The sequence below is a fragment of the Levilactobacillus parabrevis ATCC 53295 genome (genome assembly GCF_001434055.1).
GTDB lineage: Bacteria > Bacillota > Bacilli > Lactobacillales > Lactobacillaceae > Levilactobacillus > Levilactobacillus parabrevis.
In genome coordinates this window covers 1-17498 of sequence record NZ_AZCZ01000033.1, presented here as the reverse complement: position 1 = coordinate 17498, position 17498 = coordinate 1, and the positions used below count along the sequence as shown (strand labels likewise).

The window sequence follows — 17498 nt, the reverse complement described above, 5'->3', positions numbered from 1 at the left end:
ACGCCTGGCAGCCACAGACGACTTAGTAAGTCTAGTGGTGGAGGCACCAGGTCCAATCGGCATCGGCGCTGTTGGCCGTGAAGCCAGCCGCTGCCAGCACTGTTTCATCCAAGTTAGCGGATGGCGTCAGCGTCATTTCAGTCAGTTGTAATTCATCGCGGCCGAAATTAACCAGTCGGTCGACGATTTCCTGTTGCTCGCCGACTGGTAACCGTTTGCCCTCTAAGCCAGCGTGGCCGGTGTGGGCGGGTAGGTCCAACGTGAAAAAGCCGCCCCAGCCCACTAGCTTGTGGGTCCGGCGCCGTTCAATCCCCCAGGTTAGGGTGGATTCCTTCATTGTGGAGCGCATGGTATTGTTGATCCAGTCGGCAGTTTCGGCAAGATCACGATTCGTGAGTGTGGCAACATTTTTTAATTTGAAACGGGTAAGCCAGTCGAACCGAAAACTAGGTGTTAACAGCGGGTGGTAACCCTCAAAGCTAGACATTTACAGTGATTCCTTTCCTAAAGCCAATTTACCCTATTGTACCGGTAAATCGACCAGGTTGCCAGTGACTTCGTCAGGTGTTGTTGGCTGAGCTGTGCTATACTTGAAATAGATATGGTAAGTTGAAAGGGGTAGCACACATGACGGAAGATTTTTATATTGGGACTTACACCAAGCGCATTAGTCGCGGGATTTACCGGGTGAGTCTGGACACAAAGACGCCTAAGCTGATGGATTGCGAATGGTTAGCGTCTGCTGGGAGTCCGACTTATATCGCGAAGGCCGCTAAGAAGCGTTTGTATGTCATCAACAAGAAGGAAACCGATGGCCAGACCCAGGGTGGCTTGATCATCTATGATGTTTCCGAAGAAAAGCCACGGGCGATTCAACAAGTGCTGGAACACGGCGCTTCGCCAGCTTACGTTGCGGTTGATGAAGCTCGGCAATTGGTTTATACGGCCAATTATCACAAGGGCTTAGTCGACGTCTATGCTATCGCTGACGACGGAACCTTGACGGAGACCGACGAAGTTCACGACGATGATCCAGTTGGACCAGCACCGGAACAAGCCGATGGGGCCCATCCACATTTTACCAATTTGACGCCGGACAACCGGTTGGTCGTTTGTGACTTGGGGACGGACAAGGTCTACATTTACGATGTTTCTGACACCGGTAAATTAACGGCGGTTAGTCACGTTGACTTGCCAGCCGGTTACGGTCCACGCCACATCATCTTTGATAACAAGAAGGGTGTCGCCTACCTGGTCGGTGAATTGAGTAGTAACGTTGCAACTTTGGACTACGATGCCGCCGCTGGTAAATTAACGGTCAAGCAGATTAGCCACACGATTCCCGATGACTGGACGGCACACAACGGTTCAGCAGCTATTCGCTTGAGTAGCGATGGTCGGTTCGTATACGTTTCCAACCGGGGGCATAACTCCATCACGGTCTTTGCGGCCGATGACGAAGGTAAGCTGACCACGGTTCAACGGATCTCCACGGAGGGTGACTTTCCTCGCGACTTCAACATGAATTCCGACGAAAGCTTAGTGATTGTCGTCAACCAAAACTCCGACAACGCTACGTTATACAAGCGCGACGCAGACAGCGGTAAATTAACGATGGTTCAGAAAGACTTCATGGTACCAGAAGGCGTTTGCGTGGTGCCGGTTAAGTAAAAAGAGTGTGAGCAAGGGCGGTAGCCAGTGAGCATTAACGTCAATAAGGAGAAAATCCCGGGTTTGGATTTTTCCTTATTGGGGTTAAGCGGAACTAGTTGCCCTTGCGGATGCGTTTCGGCAATAGAGCCTTGGTGCGTAATCGCCAGCTCAAAGTTGCCGTTACGAAACACCAATAAAAATTAAAACGAGTAACCAGTATGAAAAAAATCTGGTTACTCGTTTTTTAGTGGTTATAGGTATAGTAGCTATCTCGAGTGAAAAATCCCATGAATGACTCGCCAGAAAGCCTTAATCCACTGGAAAGTTTTCCTTAAAGTACTGCGCCATCAGCTGTAAGTGATGTTCCAGACTCAGCCGTTTTACCACGCCCAGTCCAGGGAAGTGCTGCTGCTCGTGGTAGGCGGCTAGCTGTTGCGCCGCGGGGGTCTGAGTGACCGCCGGTTGTTGTGGCAACCACGCGGCCAGTTTAGCCACGGCCTGGAAGAACTTCTCCTTGGGGTGGCGGAAGTCATCGCGGTCGGTGGAAACGAAGCGGTGGATCCGGAGCTGTTTTCCACGGAAATACGTGAGATGGAGGGTGACCGCTTTGGCAGGATAGCCATGTTCGCTATAGTGGCCGCCACCAATCGTGTAGTCACTGAAGCCGACGTAGTTATTGAAGTCGGCCAGTGTCCAATCGTCACTGAAAAAGCCATCAACAATATCGGCGTAGCTCCGGTCGTGCTCCGGGAACCAAGCGTGATCGAACAGGCTGACAGTCGGGCGGTTCAGTAGCTGGCGAATGCGAGCTTCCGGGGGGACTAATAGGTAATCGGACGCCGCTAGCCAGCCAGCGTGGTGGGCCGCTTTGAGCTCATCGTATTGTCGAGCAATCAGCAATGTGCGGTGTCCGGCTGGTGCTGTAAGGCTATCTGGAATGAGCGTGGGGGTCAGTACGTGCCCAACGATGAGATTGGGGTTATCCTGATACGGCCGCCAGTCGTGAAGCTTTTGTTGGGTCAACGCATAGTCGCTGACCGTTGGATTGGCAATGACCACCACCGGCTGGTCGTGGTCGATGAAGGCCGCCACCGTTTGGGGTAGGGCACGGATATCCCTGACCGGTTCGATGATGGGGATGATGTTGGCGGGCAATACGTGCTGTTGAGCAATATTTTTCAGTGCAAGCAGGTCATACTGCCGGCCACGAAAGTAAGGAAAATAAAGCATGTGTCAGTCCTCCCTTAACCGTTGTTGGAGGTCGTGAAGTTCTAGGCTCAGAGCGTCCACTTCGGTCTGGAGTGCGGTGACCGCGGCCGATTGGGTGTCTTCAATGAATTGGTCGTAGAAATTGGCTTCGGGATCGTAGACGTCGTAGTGTTGGTGGCGCTTCTTCAATTCCTGATAGAGACGATCGGTGCCATACTGCTTCAGACCGGTTTCCATCTGCTTGGCCTTATTGACTTCGCGGGCCTGTGATGCAATGAAACGGGTCGTCAGTTGACTAGCCGGTACTTGGAGTTCCTGCCGTCGTGGTGGCCGTGCCACGGTCAAGTAACCCGGTGTGACGGGGGCTTCGGTGGCCGTTGCCAGCATATCTTTATCGAAGGGCCGATAAATCAGAACGCCAATGCCAGCGGGAATCTCAGCGGCAACTTCCTGATAAAGTTTCAACGGAAGGACAAAATAGTTGTAGTGACCGACGAAGGACAGCTTGGCCTTGGAGTGGAAATCAGACTTGGTGACCTTCAGTTCGTAGCAGCGCCATTCAATCGATAGATCCGGCATCTCCTGATAGCTGAGAGTGTCGACGATACCAGCATCATCGGGCATTGTGACCTCCTCGACGGGAAAGGCACCGGCCTCACGACAGTAATAATAGAGTGTTTTTTCTAAAGCAAGGGTAAGCTTCGTTTTCATGAGGAGACCTCCTGGTGCCAGAAATGTTGCACGGCAGTCGTCAGTTGTTCGGGACGGTAGAGGCGGCGGAAATGCTGCCAATGTTGCGGATACAAGTGGGTGTAACGCGGACTAGAGAAACGCTGGTCCATCAGCAGGATAATACCCACGTCCTTGGAGCCGCGGATCAACCGGCCAGCCGCTTGGAAGACATTGTTTAAACCGGGGAGTTGGTAGGCAAACGCGAAGCCCTGCTGGGACTGTTCATCGAAGTAGTCACGGATAAGGTCGGTCTCCGGATTGATGCCGGGGAGACCAACGCTGACGACCCCCACGCCAATCAGCCGGTCGGCCTTGAGGTCGATACCCTCGGCAAAGATCCCGCCGAGAAGGGCAAAGCCGACCAGCGTTTCCTGGGGATTGGCCACGAAGTTTGCAAGAAAGGCTGTGCGGTCGGCCTCTGCCATTTTAGACTGTTGGACGACGGTTTTAATGTGCGGGTAAGCCATCTGAAAGGCTTGCGTCACGTCGAGCAGGTAGCTGTAGGATGGCAGGAAAATCAGGTAATTACCGGTCTTGCCGTCCACCAACGTCTTGATTGCTAGCAGGATATTCGCGAGATTGGCGTTACGTTGTTTATAGGTCGTCTGAATGTAATTGGTGACCAGAATAGCTTGGTGCTGCGGTTCAAACGGTGAATTAAGCTGGTAAGCCAGGCTGTCGGTGTCGCCCCCCAGGACCGTTTGGTAGTAGTCCATGGGGGAGAGGGTCGCCGAGAACAAAACGGCACCGTGGCCCAGGGCGAGGCTGTCGGCGAGAAAGGTGCTGGGGTCCAGGCAAAGCTGCTTGATCGCAATATTGCCGTCTACCACGGCTAAGCGCATGCGGTAGGTGTCATCGTAATACTCACCGATTCGTTGGTAGCTGATGGCAGCGAAGTAGTAGTCGAGGATGTTCTGGGTGAAGGGCGTCTGCGGTTGGTCGACCAGCCAATCGTGGATGGCTTCGACCAACCGCGACAGATCGTGGTTGAAGTCTTCTGGCGGCGTGAGAAAGGTACTGTCGGTCTTGCCATCCTGAAGGAGTGGGGCCACGATGTCATCGAAAGTGGCGCGCAGATCCTGCAAGCGCCGGCGTAGCTTTGGCGTGGCTTGTTTGAGGTCGCGACTCTGTTCAACTAGGCGGTCTAACGGCCGGCTGGTGAGTTCGGCGGAATACATTTCTCGTGAACGGCTGACCAGGTTGTGGGCTTCGTCGATCAAGAAGAAGTTGTCTGGATCCTCGGCGGTAAAGAACCGTTGGAGGTGGACTTGGGGATCGAAAAGGTAGTTGTAGTCGCCAATAATGACATCACAAAAGAGGCTCGCATCCAGTTGGAATTCAAACGGGTCGAGTGTGTGTTTGCGGGCGTATTCCTCAATCACGGGTCGCGTGAGCTGGTCGTTGTGATTGATGAGATCGAGCAGAGCGGGTTTGAGTCGATCGTAGTAGCCTAACATGTAGGGGTTCTCATCCGGCTGCAGGTCGGCTTCTTCTGGAAACTGAATCTTTTCTTTGGCTGTGAGCGTGATACTCTTGAGTTTGAGTCCCTGACTCGCCATGAGACTGACGGCTTCTTCGGCCACGGTTCGCGTACTCTGCTTGGCTGTTAGGTAAAAGATCCGTTGGATGACGCCTTCACCGATGGCTTTGATGGTTGGAAAGAGGGTGGAAATCGTTTTCCCCGTACCAGTCGGCGCCTCGGCAAAGAGTCGTTTGCTGGTGAGAATCGTCTTGTAGACGGCAACGGCAAGCTCGCGTTGGCCCGGGCGGTAGTGGCCGAAGGGGAAAGCGAGCTGTTGAATGGTTGGGTCGCGGCGTTCTCGCAGGTCGGACCGGAATTTTAGCCAAGTGACGTATTCGGCAATGACCTTGTCGAAGAACGCCTTGGCGGCTTGACGGCTGATGACTTGGTCCGTCTGGGTCGTCGTCTCCGTATTGGTCTGAAAGTAAGTTAAAGTCAACGTGACTTCATCGAGATCGGTCTCTTTTTGCATCAGTAAGTAGGCGTAGAGCTTGACCTGGCCCCAGTAGAGGGTCAGCGTGTTCTCGCTGAGCTGGTCAAAAACGGTCTCGGACGTCTTGATCTCTTCAATGTTGGCGCCGTCGTCGGTCAATGTCACACCGTCCGCTCGGCCGTGAAGCAAGTAGTCAGTCCCATTTAGGGTAAGGTTCAGGTCGAGATAGTATTCTTTTTGATAATTTTCTCCGCGCTGTTTTTGCAGGCGACGGTGGATGCGCGCACCCAGGAGCGCCGTATTTTGGCTATTACTGGTGCTACCCAAGTCCCCGGTTCGCAAGGTAAATTCAACTAATTCACGAACCCCTAGTTTAATTGGCATGCGCTCATCGCCTCCATTTCTGGCAATAATCATACCATACTTTGGACTGACTTTGAACGCGTGTTCGTGGGATAGTTTGGCCTTGTGAAATAAAGTGAAAAGTCTTGGCTTTCAATATGTAATCGCTTACAATGGAAGTAAGAGGTGATCATGATGAAGACCATTGGATTTCCATTGTTTGAAGAGATGCCAACCGTTGATGAAGCCCCCGCATTACAGAAGATCTGCCAGAAGCATGATAGCAAGGTTAGGATTAAGGTTCGTGACCTTGAAATTGACCCCAGTCAGCACGAAGAGGTCGCCGAACTAGTGGGCTACGCAGGCCATTACGTTCGAATCGTTGCGGAAGGTCCAGACGAAGCGCAACTGGCCGGCGCAATCCACCAGCAATTGGCGGCAGATAAGTATTGTTACTAGCCGCTTGACGGCGACCAACAGATTCGCTAAGCTCAGGTTAAACAAGAATTCAAGGAGACTTAGCGGTGAGTGAAGAACAGATAGCACGACTATGTGAAATTGCCCCCAAGTATGGTTTACATCTGGAACATCGGGGATTGGTCATCACCAAGGTAAACGACCAATCCACGGAACTGGATACGACCAAGTACATGCCGGATCAGTTCATTGATTTGTTGACGCAGATTATTGGAACTAATATGAAGGCCGATTTGTGGGATTGGAAATAAAGAAAAAGAGTGGGACAGCAGGCGATTAGCTAGTGAGCATTAACGTCATAAGGAGAAGAATCCCGGGTTTGGATTGTTCTTCTTATGGGGTTAAGCGCAGCTAGCTGCCTACTGTCCCACGTTTCGGCTGTGTAGAGTTAGGAAAGCAATCCCGAGCATTAACGTCATAAGGAGAAAAATCCCGGGTTTGGATTGATCTTCTTATAGGGTTAAGCGCAGCTAGCTGCCTGCTGTCCCACGTTTTGGCTATATGAGATTAGAAATCAACCACAAATAATATCCTCAGTTTCAAAGCAAGCAGTCCCCAACAATTGATCGAAAAAATTTCCTTGTAATAAGATTCAAACAGACAAAAGCAACGAAAAAATACCGTTAGCCCGGTGACTTTAAAAGTCAATCGGACTAACGGTATTTGCGTTTAAGCTTCTTCCCAGCGATTAAATTTTTGGGGATGGCTACTCAGGTAGTCGATGGCTTCTTGTCCCAATGCCTTGGTTGCGGCATCGAAGTCACTTGGTGCGTCAGCTTTATCGGCGTCCGCTTCGTCCCGAAGGAAACCGGAGGCGAGGTCCAAGTACTTGGTCCGCCGACCGACACCATTATCCTTGAATAGGTCGTCCAGACCGGTCAGATCACTCTTGCCGGCGGCAGCGACTTGCTGCGCTAAATCTGCCTTTTCACCTAATTTTGATGCGGCATAATCCATTAAGAAGTCGTTCATATCAACGATCATAGCGTGTCGTGCTTTACGTTCACTTTTATTTGCCACTTCTGGTCACCTCTTACTCTAATTCTAGCCATTTTGACGGCAAGACGCAATTAACGACCCACATTTATGCAATTAATCGTGTTTGGGGGTTAACTACCGAAATATAAAGGAATTTATGGAGAATTTGGCAACATTTACCGAAAATTTACACGATTGCTACGAATAATATATATTCATCGCTTAGAATCAGGGTTGTAAGTTATGGGGAGGCATTTTGAGAAAAGCTATCGCGATTCTTAAAATGGTTCTACTACTTTTAATGACATGGAGTGACAGAGATGAATAAGGGATCAAAGTTAGCAATGGGGATTGCAGCACTTAGCATATTATTAGTCGGTTGTGGGAAAGCCACTAGCTCAACTAGTAGTAAGGGAAGTAGCGAAGCACTTTCTGGTAAGGTAACTGCCGTGGGGTCAACCGCATTACAACCACTGGCAGCTAAGGCGGGTGCCAACTTTACCGCTAAGAACAGCAAGGTTAATTTGACCGTCCAAGGTGGGGGTTCCGGGACTGGGTTAAGTCAAGTTCAAGCCGGAGCAGTTTCAATTGGTGACTCCGATATTTTTGCCGAAGAGAAGGATGGTATCAAGGCTGACAAGTTGACTGACCATAAAGTAGCCGTCGTGGGGATGGCACCAGTCGTCAACAAGGACGCCGGCATCAAGAACTTGAAGATGGCCCAAGTGAAGAAGATCTTCACGGGTAAGATTACCAACTGGAAAGAAGTCGGTGGTAAGGATCAAAAGATCGTCATCATCAACCGGGCCCAAGGTAGTGGGACTCGAGCAACGTTTGAAAACGCCGTATTGAAGGGTGCAACTGCCGTTAAGTCACAAGAACAAGACTCCAACGGTGCCGTTCAAAAGATCGTTTCCACGACGCCAGGGGCCATCAGTTACTTGGCCTTCTCTTACTTCACGAACAAGTTACAAGCCGTTTCTATCGACAACGTAACACCAACTGATAACAACGTACAAACGAACAAGTGGAAGATCTGGTCCTACGAACACATGTACACTAAGGGCACGCCTGACAAGGCAACCGCTGCTTTCTTGAAGTACATGGACTCAAAGGCCGTTCAAAACAGTTTGGTTAAGGACATGGGTTACATCAGTATTCATGACATGAAGGTTACCAAGGATGCTAAGGGTGTCGTTACCCAGAACTAGCACCGAAAATCTTTGTCAGTAGTCGTCACAGGGTGGAGGTGCGGTCGTAGCACCTTCACTTTTTTTAAGGGGGAGTCATTCAATGGAACAAACTAATTCACAGCTCAAAAACCAAGACACCCAATCACATGAGTGGGATACACGGTTGCATCACGCAACCAAAGCTACGCATGAAGATTGGATCGGTCGCGGGATCAGTTATTTCTGTATTGGTATTATCATTCTCGTGGTCGCGTCGATGCTGTGGTTCATCACCTCGAAAGGGATTGCCACGTTTACGCAAAATCACGTGAGCCTCTGGAAATTCTTATCGGGGACTAATTGGGCACCCGACCAAGGCAAAATCGGGGCATTGCCCATGATCTTAGGGTCATTTGCCGTTACCTTCGCCGCCGCAATCGTTGCAACCCCGTTTGCGTTGGGCACAGCCATCTTCATGACTGAAATCTCGCCGAACCGTGGGCGGAAATTCCTACAACCAGTCATTGAGTTGCTGGTTGGGATTCCATCCGTTGTTTACGGGTTCATTGGCCTGGCCGTCGTCGTACCATTTATGCGGCACTTGGTCGGTGGTTCTGGTTTCGGAATCATTTCAGCAACCTTTGTGCTGTTCGTTATGGTCCTGCCAACGATTACGTCGATGACCGTTGACAGCTTGCGGGCTGTTCCACGGTTCTACAAGGAAGCGTCACTAGCATTAGGCGCAACGCGTTGGCAGACGGTGTCGCGGGTCATTCTGCGCTCGGCAACTTCCGGAATCTTAACCGCAATCATCTTTGGGATGGCCCGGGCCTTTGGGGAAGCCTTAGCCGTTCAAATGGTGATTGGGAACGCCGCAATTATGCCGAAAAACTTAATCTCACCAGCTTCAACGTTGACCAGTCAATTAACGACGGGAATCGGGGACACCATTGATGGGACGTTACCGAACAACGCCTTGTGGTCATTAGCTCTAATTCTGTTATTAATGTCACTATTTTTCAACGCACTGGTACGTTTCATTGCTAAGAGGGGGCAACTCAAACATGAACGCTAAACGGACTGATTTCATTGCAACGGTCGTGATTGACTTGATCGTTGCCTCCGTTGTGGGAATTCTCTTCTTCCTACTCGCTTATATTTTAACTGCTGGCTTGCCCCACGTGAGCTGGTCATTCTTGACGGGTGCGACCGATGCCTTTAGCGGTGCCGGTGGTATCGGGGTGCAACTGTTCAATTCATTCTACCTGTTGCTCTTGACGATGTTGATTTCCGTGCCCATTTCGTTGGGTGCCGGGATTTACTTGGCCGAATATGCAAAGGACAACTGGCGGACTAGTCTGATCCGTTCTGCGATTGAAGTGCTGAGCTCCTTGCCATCCGTAGTGGTGGGGCTGTTTGGTTTCTTACTCTTCGTGGTGAAGTTCAAGATTGGATTCTCCGTTATTTCAGGGTCGATTGCCCTGACCTTCTTCAACTTACCGTTGTTGACCCGAAACATTGAAGAATCACTCAGTGCCGTTTCGCGGAGCCAACGTGAGGCTGGCTTGTCACTGGGCTTGTCCAAATGGAAGACTGAACTGGGAATTATCTTACCGGTAGCTTTACCGGGGATTGTGACCGGGATCGTCCTCAGTGCCGGACGGGTCTTCGGTGAAGCCGCTGCCTTGATTTACACGGCCGGCCAGAGTGCTCCCGTGACCAACTTCGCGGATTGGAATCCAATGGATCCAGCGAGTCCGCTGAACCCATTCCGACCAGCCGAAACGTTGGCGGTACACATCTGGAAAGTGAACACTGAAGGACTGGCCAGCAACGCGGCAGCCTTATCCGCAGCGGCTTCGGCCGTCCTGATTATTGCGGTACTCCTCTTCAACCTAGGCGCACGGTTATTAGGAAATTACCTGTATCGGCGCGTCACGGCTAGCAAGTAGGGGGTGCAGTCATGTTAAAACAATATTCATTTGAAGAAACAGCGGTACAAACATTTGACGATAAGACATCGTTAGCGATGCGGACCGAAGATATGCAAGTCTTCTATGGCAGTAACCATGCCATGTTTGACGCAAACTTGGCTTTTCCCAAGAATCAGATTACGGCGCTAATCGGGGCCTCTGGTTCCGGGAAGTCAACGTATCTGCGTTCACTGAACCGGATGAACGATGGTATCGCTACGGTGACCGGTAAAATCTGGTACCACGGCGTGAACATTAATGAGCCGGGCGTGAACATCTATGAAATTCGCCGGCATATCGGGATGGTTTTTCAACGGCCAAATCCCTTTGCCAAGTCGATTCGGGAGAATATCGTTTACGCGTTGCGAGCCAACGGCATCAAGAAAAAAGCCGAGCTCGAGGAACGAATCGAACAGAGCCTGAAGGGGGCCGCCCTGTGGGATGAAGTCAAGGATAACCTCGATAAGAGTGCCTTGTCTCTGTCCGGTGGTCAGCAACAACGGCTGTGCATTGCCCGATCAATTGCCATGGCGCCAGACGTCCTCTTATTGGATGAACCTTGTAGCGCCTTGGATCCAATTTCAACGGTTAAGGTCGAAGAAACCTTGTTGGAACTACAAAAGAAGTATTCGATTATCATCGTGACGCATAACATGCAACAGGCGTCGCGAATCAGTAGTCAGTGTGCCTTCTTCCACTTGGGGCATATCATGGAATATGCCCCAACTGGAACGATGTTTAGCAATCCCCAAATCCCTGTCACACAAGATTATATCGCCGGTAGTTTTGGCTAGATGCCGGCACGACAAAGCCCCGCAACGGAGAAACGTTGCGGGGCTTTGTTAACTAATTTGTTGCGAATTATCGCTTAATGGTGCATTTTAAACTCAAGGTAGAGGTCGTTGTAGAGCTGGACCTTCGTTGGTGAAAGGTCGCGGTAGACCTCCAAGTGTCGCAAGGTGGTGGCGTCGGGATAGAATTGTTGATCCTCACGGGTAGCTTTGGGTAACAAGGCCTTAGCTTTCCGGTTGGGCGTAGCGTAGCCAACGTACTCCGCGTTCTGTGCGGCATTATCCGGCCGCGACATGAAGTTCAGGAAGGCGTAGATAGCGTTGGTGTGCTGGGCTGTCTTGGGGATGACAAGGTTGTCGATCCACAAGTTACTCCCTTCACTGGGCACGATGTAGTGGAGATGGGCGTTGTTTGCCAACATTTCTGCGGCTTCTCCCGACCAGTCTACAGCAATGGGTGCTTCATTTTGAGTCATGTACATCTTAATCTCATCGGCAACGGTGGCCTTGACGTTTGGCGCCAGGCGATTGAGTTTCTGTTCTGCCTGCCGTAACGTTGCCGGATCGGTGGTATTCATGGATTTTCCCTGTGAGGCGAGAGCCATCCCCATGATGTCACGAGCCGAGTCGATCAACATGATGCGGTCGCGGTATTTCGTTGACCACAGGTCGTTCCAGTGGCGAATGCTACCGGGTTTAATGAATTTATCGTTATAAATGATGCCCAACGTTCCCCAGAAGTACGGTAACGAATAGCGGTTGCCCCGGTCAAACGTCTGACTCATGAATTGCGAATCGTAGTTCTGCAGACCGGTCAGGCGGCTTTTGTCGAGCGGTTGGAGTAAGTGAGCGCGTTTCATCTTTGCCACCATGTATTCACTAGGCACCGCTAAGTCGTAGTGGGTGCCACCCTGATTGATCTTGGTATACATGGCCTCGTTGCTGTCGAAGGTCTCGACGTTGACGTGATAGCCGGTCTCCTTCTGAAATTTTGTCAGGAGGTGCGGGTCAATGTAGTCGCCCCAGTTATAGAGGTTCAGCACCTTACGCCCCGTACTACCACTGGAGGCCTGAAGCTGATGGCCGGTGTAGGCGAGCAATCCGCAGACTGCCAGCAGGCCCACAATCAAACTCACTAAACGTTTCATGAGGTCACCTCCCGTTTCCGGTGGCGTCGCTTCTGACTCGCCTGTTGAATCCAGTAGTAGCCGGCGACCAGTAGCAGTGAGAATAGGAACATGACGCCGGAAAGTGCATTGATTTCCAAATTAATCCCTTGACGTGCCCGCGAGTAGATTTCCACGGACAACGTTGAGAAGCCATTGCCAGTGACAAAGAAGGTCACGGCAAAGTCGTCCAGCGAGTAGGTCAGGGCCATGAAGAAGCCCGCGAAGATGCCGGGCGAGATGAAGGGAATAATGACTTGTGTCAGAAGCTGTCGGGTAGTCGCCCCTAAGTCTTGCGCGGCGTCCAGCAGGGAACGTGACATTTCGCGCAACCGAGGGAGAACCATCAACACGACAATCGGAATCTCAAAGGCAATGTGACTCATGAGAACCGTCCCGAACCCCAGGGGAATCTTCAGCATCGTGAAGAAAATCAGGAAGCTCGCCCCGATGATCACGTCTGGGGAGACCATGAGGACATTGTTCAGCGTGAGCAGCGACTCGCGGGTTACTCGTTTGGTCGTGCGGGTGATGCTGAGGGCACCCAGGGTACCGATCAAGGTCGCAATCAGCGATGACAGCAGGGCAATCAATAGGGTGTTGGCCACGATTGCCAGCATCCGCGTATCACTGAACAACGTTTGGTAGTGGCGCCAGGTGAACCCATGAAAGTTGGTCATGGTCTCACCCTGGCTAAAGGAATACGCAATCAGAAAAATGATGGGCGCGTACAGGATGATAAAGACCAGAATCAGGTAGGTATTGGCCAGTTTGTGTTTCATCGTGGCGTCCCTCCCTTCGTTTTCTGATCACCGGTCAGGAGCATGACAATGATCATGGCTACAATCAAGACAACGCCAATCGTCGAGCCCATGCCCCAATTCATTGTAGTCAGGAAGTGTTCTTCAATCGCCGTCCCCAGTGTGATGACCTTGTTGCCGCCAATCAGACGGGTCAACATGAAGAGGGAAAGCGAAGGAATGAAGACGGCCTGCACCCCGGCCTTAACACCGGGAAGTGTCAGTGGAAAGATCACGTGGCGGAAAGTCTGCCAGGTGCTGGCCCCCAGATCCTTACTGGCATTGACGAACGCTGGATTTAGGTCATCGAGAGCGTTGTAGATCGGTAAGATCATGAAGGGAATCTGAATGTACGTCGCTACGAAGATGAAGCTGGCGTTGGTAAAGAGAATCTGCTGCGGGCCGATGCCGATGAATGTGAGAAATTGGTTGGCGAGGCCGGCCTGGCTGAAGATGCCGATGAACGCGTAGGCCTTCAGTAGAATATTGATCCAAGTGGGGAGAATCACCAGCAGTAGCCAGAATTGGCGGTGCTTGAGTTGATGAATGAAGTAGGCCGTGGGATAGCTGATCAATCCGGTGAATAACGTGATTAGGAAGGCATACCAGACGGAGTTCAGCGTCATCTTTAAGTAGGTTGCGGAGCGGAAATAAGTGCTGTAATTGGTTAGAGTGAAATGCTGGCCTAGGTCAAAGAAGGATTGATAAATAATAAGGGCGACCGGAGCGATGACGAACAGCGCCAACCAGAGGCCGTAGGGGATGAAATACACCCAGGTTCTACGTTTCGTCAACGCCATCATCCTCCAATTCTTCGTAGGTCTCGAGGCGTGCGTCGAACTCGGCTTCCTTTTCACCAAACCGCATGACGTGGAGGTCCTGTGGCCGGAAGGTGATGCCGATGGTCTCGCCATCCTCGGCGGGGTTGACGGAGTGAATGAGCCAGTCATTGCCGTGGGTATCGGTCGCCGCGATTTCATAGTAGTCGCCACGGAACAACTGGGTATCGATGGTCACGGTCAGTTTGGCCTGATCCAGCGTGGTGAGGGCAAGGTCCTCGGGTCGGATAACCACCTCAACCGGTTCATTGTCGGGAATCCCAGCATCGGCGCATTCAAACTGGTGCCCCCCAAAGGCGACCTGAAAGTCTTCAATCATTTTAGCGGGAAGAATGTTACTTTCGCCAATGAAATCGGCCACGAAATGGTTGATCGGTTCGTCGTAAATGTCGACGGGCGAACCACTCTGTAGGACCTCGCCCTGATTCATGACGAAGATCTCGTCGCTCATGGCGAGGGCTTCTTCTTGATCGTGGGTGACGAAGAGAAAGGTAATCCCCAGGCGTTGTTGGAGGTCGCGGAGTTCGTATTGCATTTGCCGCCGCAACTTAGCATCCAGTGCAGATAGGGGTTCGTCGAGTAGCAGGACCTTGGGTTCCATGACGATGGCGCGGGCGATAGCGATCCGCTGTTGTTGACCACCGGAAAGTTCACTGATGGCGCGATCGCCATAACCGGCGAGCTGAACCAGCTTTAAGGCCTTGGCAACGCGTTCGGTGATTTCAGCCTTGGCAACCTTTTTAAGGGTGAGGCCAAAGGCGACATTTTCTGCCACGGTTAGATGGGGAAAGAGCGCGTAATCTTGGAAAACCGTGTTGACGTTGCGCTTGTTGGCGGGAACTTCGTTGATTCGTTGCCCGGCGAAGAGCACGTCGCCATCGGAAACGGACATGAAGCCGGCAATCGCCCGCAGAATCGTGGTTTTACCGCAGCCCGATGGTCCCAGCAGGGTATAAAATTTGCCGGACTCGAGTGTCAAATTAATATTTTTTAAGATGGTGTGGTTCCCGTAACGTTTGGTGACATTGCGCAAGGTAATGATAGGTTGCGTCATCAGGCTACCTCCTCTATTTTAGAGATTATTTTAGATTGAAATGTGGTGTAACCTAAATGATTATAGCGGGTTTTGCGGGAAAAGGAAACGAAAAAAGATGGTGGTTGCCCACGATAATTAGGGGAGGCAATCAACGAACGGCGGGGACGCTTGCAAGACAGAAAAACGCGTTCAGTCATTGGCTGAGCGCGTCACGGATTAATTTGAAATAAAATTGGTAGCTAGTTGCAGTACCGTTGTCCGAGCAGCGCCGTCTAAGCGGTGACTGGCACCGGGGATGAGGTGAAAGGTGCTATTCTGGTAGACGTCATCGTAGCGTTGCGAAGCTTGGTAGGCAACGATACGGTCGGCGTCCCCGTGAATCAAGCAGACGGGGCCGGTGAAGTTCTGAGCAGTTTCATAGATGGGGAGCAATTGCGCTGTGCGGAGGTAAAAGCCGCCCAACACCTTGCCATTATCCATGGGTAGTTGCGCAGGAATGTGGCGGGGGTCGTAGACGAGGCCGCGAGTATGCCCGGCAATGGCGTCGTCCTTGAGCGTTGCGGCGGGCGCCATGAGTACTAGTTTGTGAATCAGATCTGGATAGTAGCCGGCTAACATGCTGGCCACCACACCACCTTGGGAATGGCCCAACAGGTTAATTTGTTTCGGGGCAAGTCGCGTTTGAACGGCGGTCAGGATAGCCTGTGCATCAGCAATCTCGTTGGCCACGGTCATGTTAGCAAACTCGCCATCGCTGTGACCATGACCGTTAAAGTCAAAGCGCACGGTGCCGACACCCGTTGCTCGCAGCCGTTGTGCGAGCTGAGGCAGCAGTTCCGTAGTAGTATAGCCGCGATTACCGGTAAAGCCATGCATGAGAATCGCAATTGTGCCATTCGGCTTGGGTGCCGGTTCATAAATTCCCGCTAAAGTTAAGCCGTCACGCGTCACATTAAATTCCATCTTGAAGACCTCCATTTTTCGTTGTGCTTACCTTTCCAGAATAGTCGGAAATGGGCAACTTCGCTGAACTTTTTTGAAAAAGATTGGTGGACGGCGTAGAGTAGATAGCGGAGTAGCAATAACTAGGAGGAGATTCAACGTGCGTAGATGGTTTTACGGGGGAGCACTTGTTTCATGGATTGTAGCAGCGGGGGCATTTATTCAAGCCGATTTGCATCATCATTTGCTGAGCCTAGTGTCAATCATCGCTTATAACCGGCCACAGGGCGTATTCGGTTGGGCGTTGGTGTTGGCGGTTGTGTTGACGGGGCTCAGTATTTCGGCGTATAAGCAGCATCAATATTTGCTGAGACAGCAGCGTAAATAGATGCTTACCCCAAGCACTGGAAAGAAGAGACAAATTTGAAAATGGGCCTTAATTCAGACCAATTTGAGTTGGTCTTCAGGGGAACGAAAACAATTGAGATTCGCCTAAATGATGAGAAACGACGGAGATTGCACGTGGGAGATTCAATTTGTTTCTACAACGTCGCGGATAAAACCCAGCAACTTTTTCGGCGGGTGAAAAGCCTACGCCAGTTTAGGACGTTTGCTGATCTTTACAGTCAGTATTCACCGGAGAGTGTGGGCAGTGCACCCGAGGATGACGTCGCTCAAATGGTAGCTGATACGTATACCATCTATACACCAGAGCAGGAAAAGCAATGGGGTGTAGTGGCAATTGGTATTTGAAGTAATCAATCGAAAACGGTGTGAGACTCTTGAAAAGAATATTTAGAACAATTGGCTTACCAGCGGAGGCCTTGAAGCGGCTGACCTAGTGACATGATGCTACAATGCTAGCAATCAGTGAGCTGAAACCCACCATTAGGGGATGAGATCATGACATGGCAGTTTATCACAAAACACACTAAGTCTTGGCATTTCTGGTTAGCTGTTGGCATCGTGGTGTTGGGGATTATTGGGATTTATTTGTCGCGAGGGCAGATTGCGCAAATCTCTAGTGAGGTGTTCAAAGGCTACTTAGCCGGTAGTCACTAATTTGCGAAAATTTATAATAAATAAAACGGCACCCTCTGAGTGGTTTCTGCCATTTCAGAGGGTGCCGTTCTGTCTATTTAATATAAGCTAGGCAGAATTCCCTTGCTTTCAAGCAAGGGATGAATGCCACTATGCCTTTCGCTGACTGGCAATGTAGTTTTCTACAGTTTCCTTGCTCATATCACCAAGAGTACTCATGAAATAACTTGGAGACCAGAGATGTCCGCCCCAGAACTTCTGAACCTTTATTTCTGGGTGTAATTCAAAGAATAAACGAGCCGAACCGCCCTTGAAGGCTTTGACGACATTGGTTGGTGCATACTTGGGCTTAAAGCTTAGTAGTAAATGGATATGGTCTGGCATTACTTCCA

At 51.0% G+C, this 17498-nt stretch carries 21 protein-coding genes; 10 read left to right on the top strand and 11 right to left on the bottom strand.

Annotated elements, in window-relative coordinates:
* Positions 1-31: 31 nt before the first annotated feature.
* Positions 32-487, bottom strand: a complete 456-nt coding sequence (locus FD07_RS09135) for a GNAT family N-acetyltransferase (RefSeq protein ID WP_020090010.1) — start codon at positions 485-487, stop codon at positions 32-34.
* Between the two features lie 140 nt (positions 488-627).
* Here FD07_RS09135 and FD07_RS09130 point away from each other — a divergent pair, with 140 nt between their 5' ends.
* The gene (locus FD07_RS09130; protein WP_020090009.1) at positions 628-1671 is read left to right on the top strand and encodes a lactonase family protein; all 1044 of its coding nucleotides are present in this window, start codon (positions 628-630) and stop codon (positions 1669-1671) included.
* A gap of 291 nt (positions 1672-1962) precedes the next feature.
* Here the strand turns inward: FD07_RS09130 and FD07_RS09125 are convergent, their stop codons facing one another.
* The 3 genes from FD07_RS09125 to FD07_RS09115 are packed head-to-tail and all read right to left on the bottom strand — an operon-like array spanning position 1963 to position 5933.
* On the bottom strand, positions 1963-2883 hold the full coding sequence (locus tag FD07_RS09125; protein ID WP_020090008.1) for a sce7725 family protein: 921 nt from the start codon (positions 2881-2883) through the stop codon (positions 1963-1965).
* Positions 2884-2886: 3 nt separating this feature from the next.
* On the bottom strand, positions 2887-3573 hold the full coding sequence (locus FD07_RS09120; RefSeq protein WP_020090007.1) for a hypothetical protein: 687 nt from the start codon (positions 3571-3573) through the stop codon (positions 2887-2889).
* On the bottom strand, positions 3570-5933 hold the full coding sequence (locus FD07_RS09115) for an ATP-dependent DNA helicase (protein WP_020090006.1): 2364 nt from the start codon (positions 5931-5933) through the stop codon (positions 3570-3572). The genes FD07_RS09120 and FD07_RS09115 overlap by 4 nt, the downstream gene beginning before the upstream one ends.
* A 150-nt stretch (positions 5934-6083) precedes the next feature.
* Between FD07_RS09115 and FD07_RS09110 the strand changes: the two genes are divergently transcribed.
* Together FD07_RS09110 and FD07_RS09105 are read left to right on the top strand one after the other, a co-directional pair.
* A complete protein-coding gene (locus FD07_RS09110) occupies positions 6084-6350 on the top strand; it encodes a PTS sugar transporter (protein ID WP_235804794.1) in 267 nt (88 codons plus the stop codon).
* A 65-nt stretch (positions 6351-6415) separates the two neighbouring features.
* Positions 6416-6619: a hypothetical protein gene (locus FD07_RS09105; protein ID WP_020090004.1), complete on the top strand. Its 204-nt coding sequence runs from the start codon at positions 6416-6418 to the stop codon at positions 6617-6619.
* 418 nt (positions 6620-7037) lie between these two features.
* On the opposite strand, the gene FD07_RS09100 is transcribed toward FD07_RS09105, so the two are convergent.
* Positions 7038-7388, bottom strand: a complete 351-nt coding sequence (locus tag FD07_RS09100) for a hypothetical protein (protein WP_020090003.1) — start codon at positions 7386-7388, stop codon at positions 7038-7040.
* A 278-nt stretch (positions 7389-7666) separates the two neighbouring features.
* Between FD07_RS09100 and FD07_RS09095 the strand changes: the two genes are divergently transcribed.
* From FD07_RS09095 to pstB, 4 genes are all read left to right on the top strand, one after another.
* The gene (locus tag FD07_RS09095; RefSeq protein ID WP_020090002.1) at positions 7667-8557 is read left to right on the top strand and encodes a phosphate ABC transporter substrate-binding protein PstS family protein; all 891 of its coding nucleotides are present in this window, start codon (positions 7667-7669) and stop codon (positions 8555-8557) included.
* Positions 8558-8639: 82 nt separating this feature from the next.
* Positions 8640-9593: a phosphate ABC transporter permease subunit PstC gene (gene pstC / locus FD07_RS09090; protein ID WP_020090001.1), complete on the top strand. Its 954-nt coding sequence runs from the start codon at positions 8640-8642 to the stop codon at positions 9591-9593.
* The gene (gene pstA / locus FD07_RS09085; RefSeq protein ID WP_020090000.1) at positions 9583-10470 is read left to right on the top strand and encodes a phosphate ABC transporter permease PstA; all 888 of its coding nucleotides are present in this window, start codon (positions 9583-9585) and stop codon (positions 10468-10470) included. The genes pstC and pstA overlap by 11 nt, the downstream gene beginning before the upstream one ends.
* An 11-nt stretch (positions 10471-10481) precedes the next feature.
* Positions 10482-11285 carry a phosphate ABC transporter ATP-binding protein PstB gene (gene pstB, locus FD07_RS09080; RefSeq protein ID WP_020089999.1) on the top strand — a complete coding sequence of 268 codons (804 nt, stop codon included), beginning with the start codon at positions 10482-10484 and terminating at the stop codon, positions 11283-11285.
* Positions 11286-11359: 74 nt separating this feature from the next.
* Here pstB and FD07_RS09075 read toward each other — a convergent pair whose 3' ends face one another.
* The 5 genes from FD07_RS09075 to FD07_RS09055 form a co-directional block, all read right to left on the bottom strand.
* A complete protein-coding gene (locus FD07_RS09075; protein WP_020089998.1) occupies positions 11360-12430 on the bottom strand; it encodes an ABC transporter substrate-binding protein in 1071 nt (356 codons plus the stop codon).
* On the bottom strand, positions 12427-13230 hold the full coding sequence (locus tag FD07_RS09070; protein WP_020089997.1) for an ABC transporter permease: 804 nt from the start codon (positions 13228-13230) through the stop codon (positions 12427-12429). The genes FD07_RS09075 and FD07_RS09070 overlap by 4 nt, the downstream gene beginning before the upstream one ends.
* Complete coding sequence (locus FD07_RS09065; protein WP_155823080.1) at positions 13227-14051, bottom strand: ABC transporter permease; 825 nt, start codon at positions 14049-14051, stop codon at positions 13227-13229. The genes FD07_RS09070 and FD07_RS09065 overlap by 4 nt, the downstream gene beginning before the upstream one ends.
* A complete protein-coding gene (locus FD07_RS09060) occupies positions 14029-15141 on the bottom strand; it encodes an ABC transporter ATP-binding protein (RefSeq protein WP_020089995.1) in 1113 nt (370 codons plus the stop codon). Before FD07_RS09060 ends, FD07_RS09065 begins: the two co-directional genes overlap by 23 nt.
* Before the next feature lie 198 nt (positions 15142-15339).
* Positions 15340-16086: an alpha/beta hydrolase gene (locus tag FD07_RS09055; protein WP_020089994.1), complete on the bottom strand. Its 747-nt coding sequence runs from the start codon at positions 16084-16086 to the stop codon at positions 15340-15342.
* A 139-nt stretch (positions 16087-16225) separates the two neighbouring features.
* On the opposite strand from FD07_RS09055, the gene FD07_RS09050 reads away from it, so the two are divergent.
* The 3 genes from FD07_RS09050 to FD07_RS12380 all read left to right on the top strand — a co-directional run bounded on the left by FD07_RS09050 (position 16226) and on the right by FD07_RS12380 (position 17127).
* Positions 16226-16453 carry a hypothetical protein gene (locus FD07_RS09050; RefSeq protein WP_020089993.1) on the top strand — a complete coding sequence of 76 codons (228 nt, stop codon included), beginning with the start codon at positions 16226-16228 and terminating at the stop codon, positions 16451-16453.
* Between the two features lie 35 nt (positions 16454-16488).
* Complete coding sequence (locus FD07_RS09045; RefSeq protein WP_027826016.1) at positions 16489-16818, top strand: ASCH domain-containing protein; 330 nt, start codon at positions 16489-16491, stop codon at positions 16816-16818.
* 150 nt (positions 16819-16968) lie between these two features.
* Positions 16969-17127 (top strand): hypothetical protein, encoded by a 159-nt coding sequence (locus tag FD07_RS12380; protein ID WP_020089991.1) that lies wholly within the window; start codon positions 16969-16971, stop codon positions 17125-17127.
* A gap of 129 nt (positions 17128-17256) precedes the next feature.
* Here FD07_RS12380 and tnpA read toward each other — a convergent pair.
* Positions 17257-17498: IS200/IS605 family transposase (gene tnpA, locus FD07_RS09040; RefSeq protein ID WP_156403283.1), on the bottom strand; the 242-nt coding region annotated here is incomplete at its 5' end.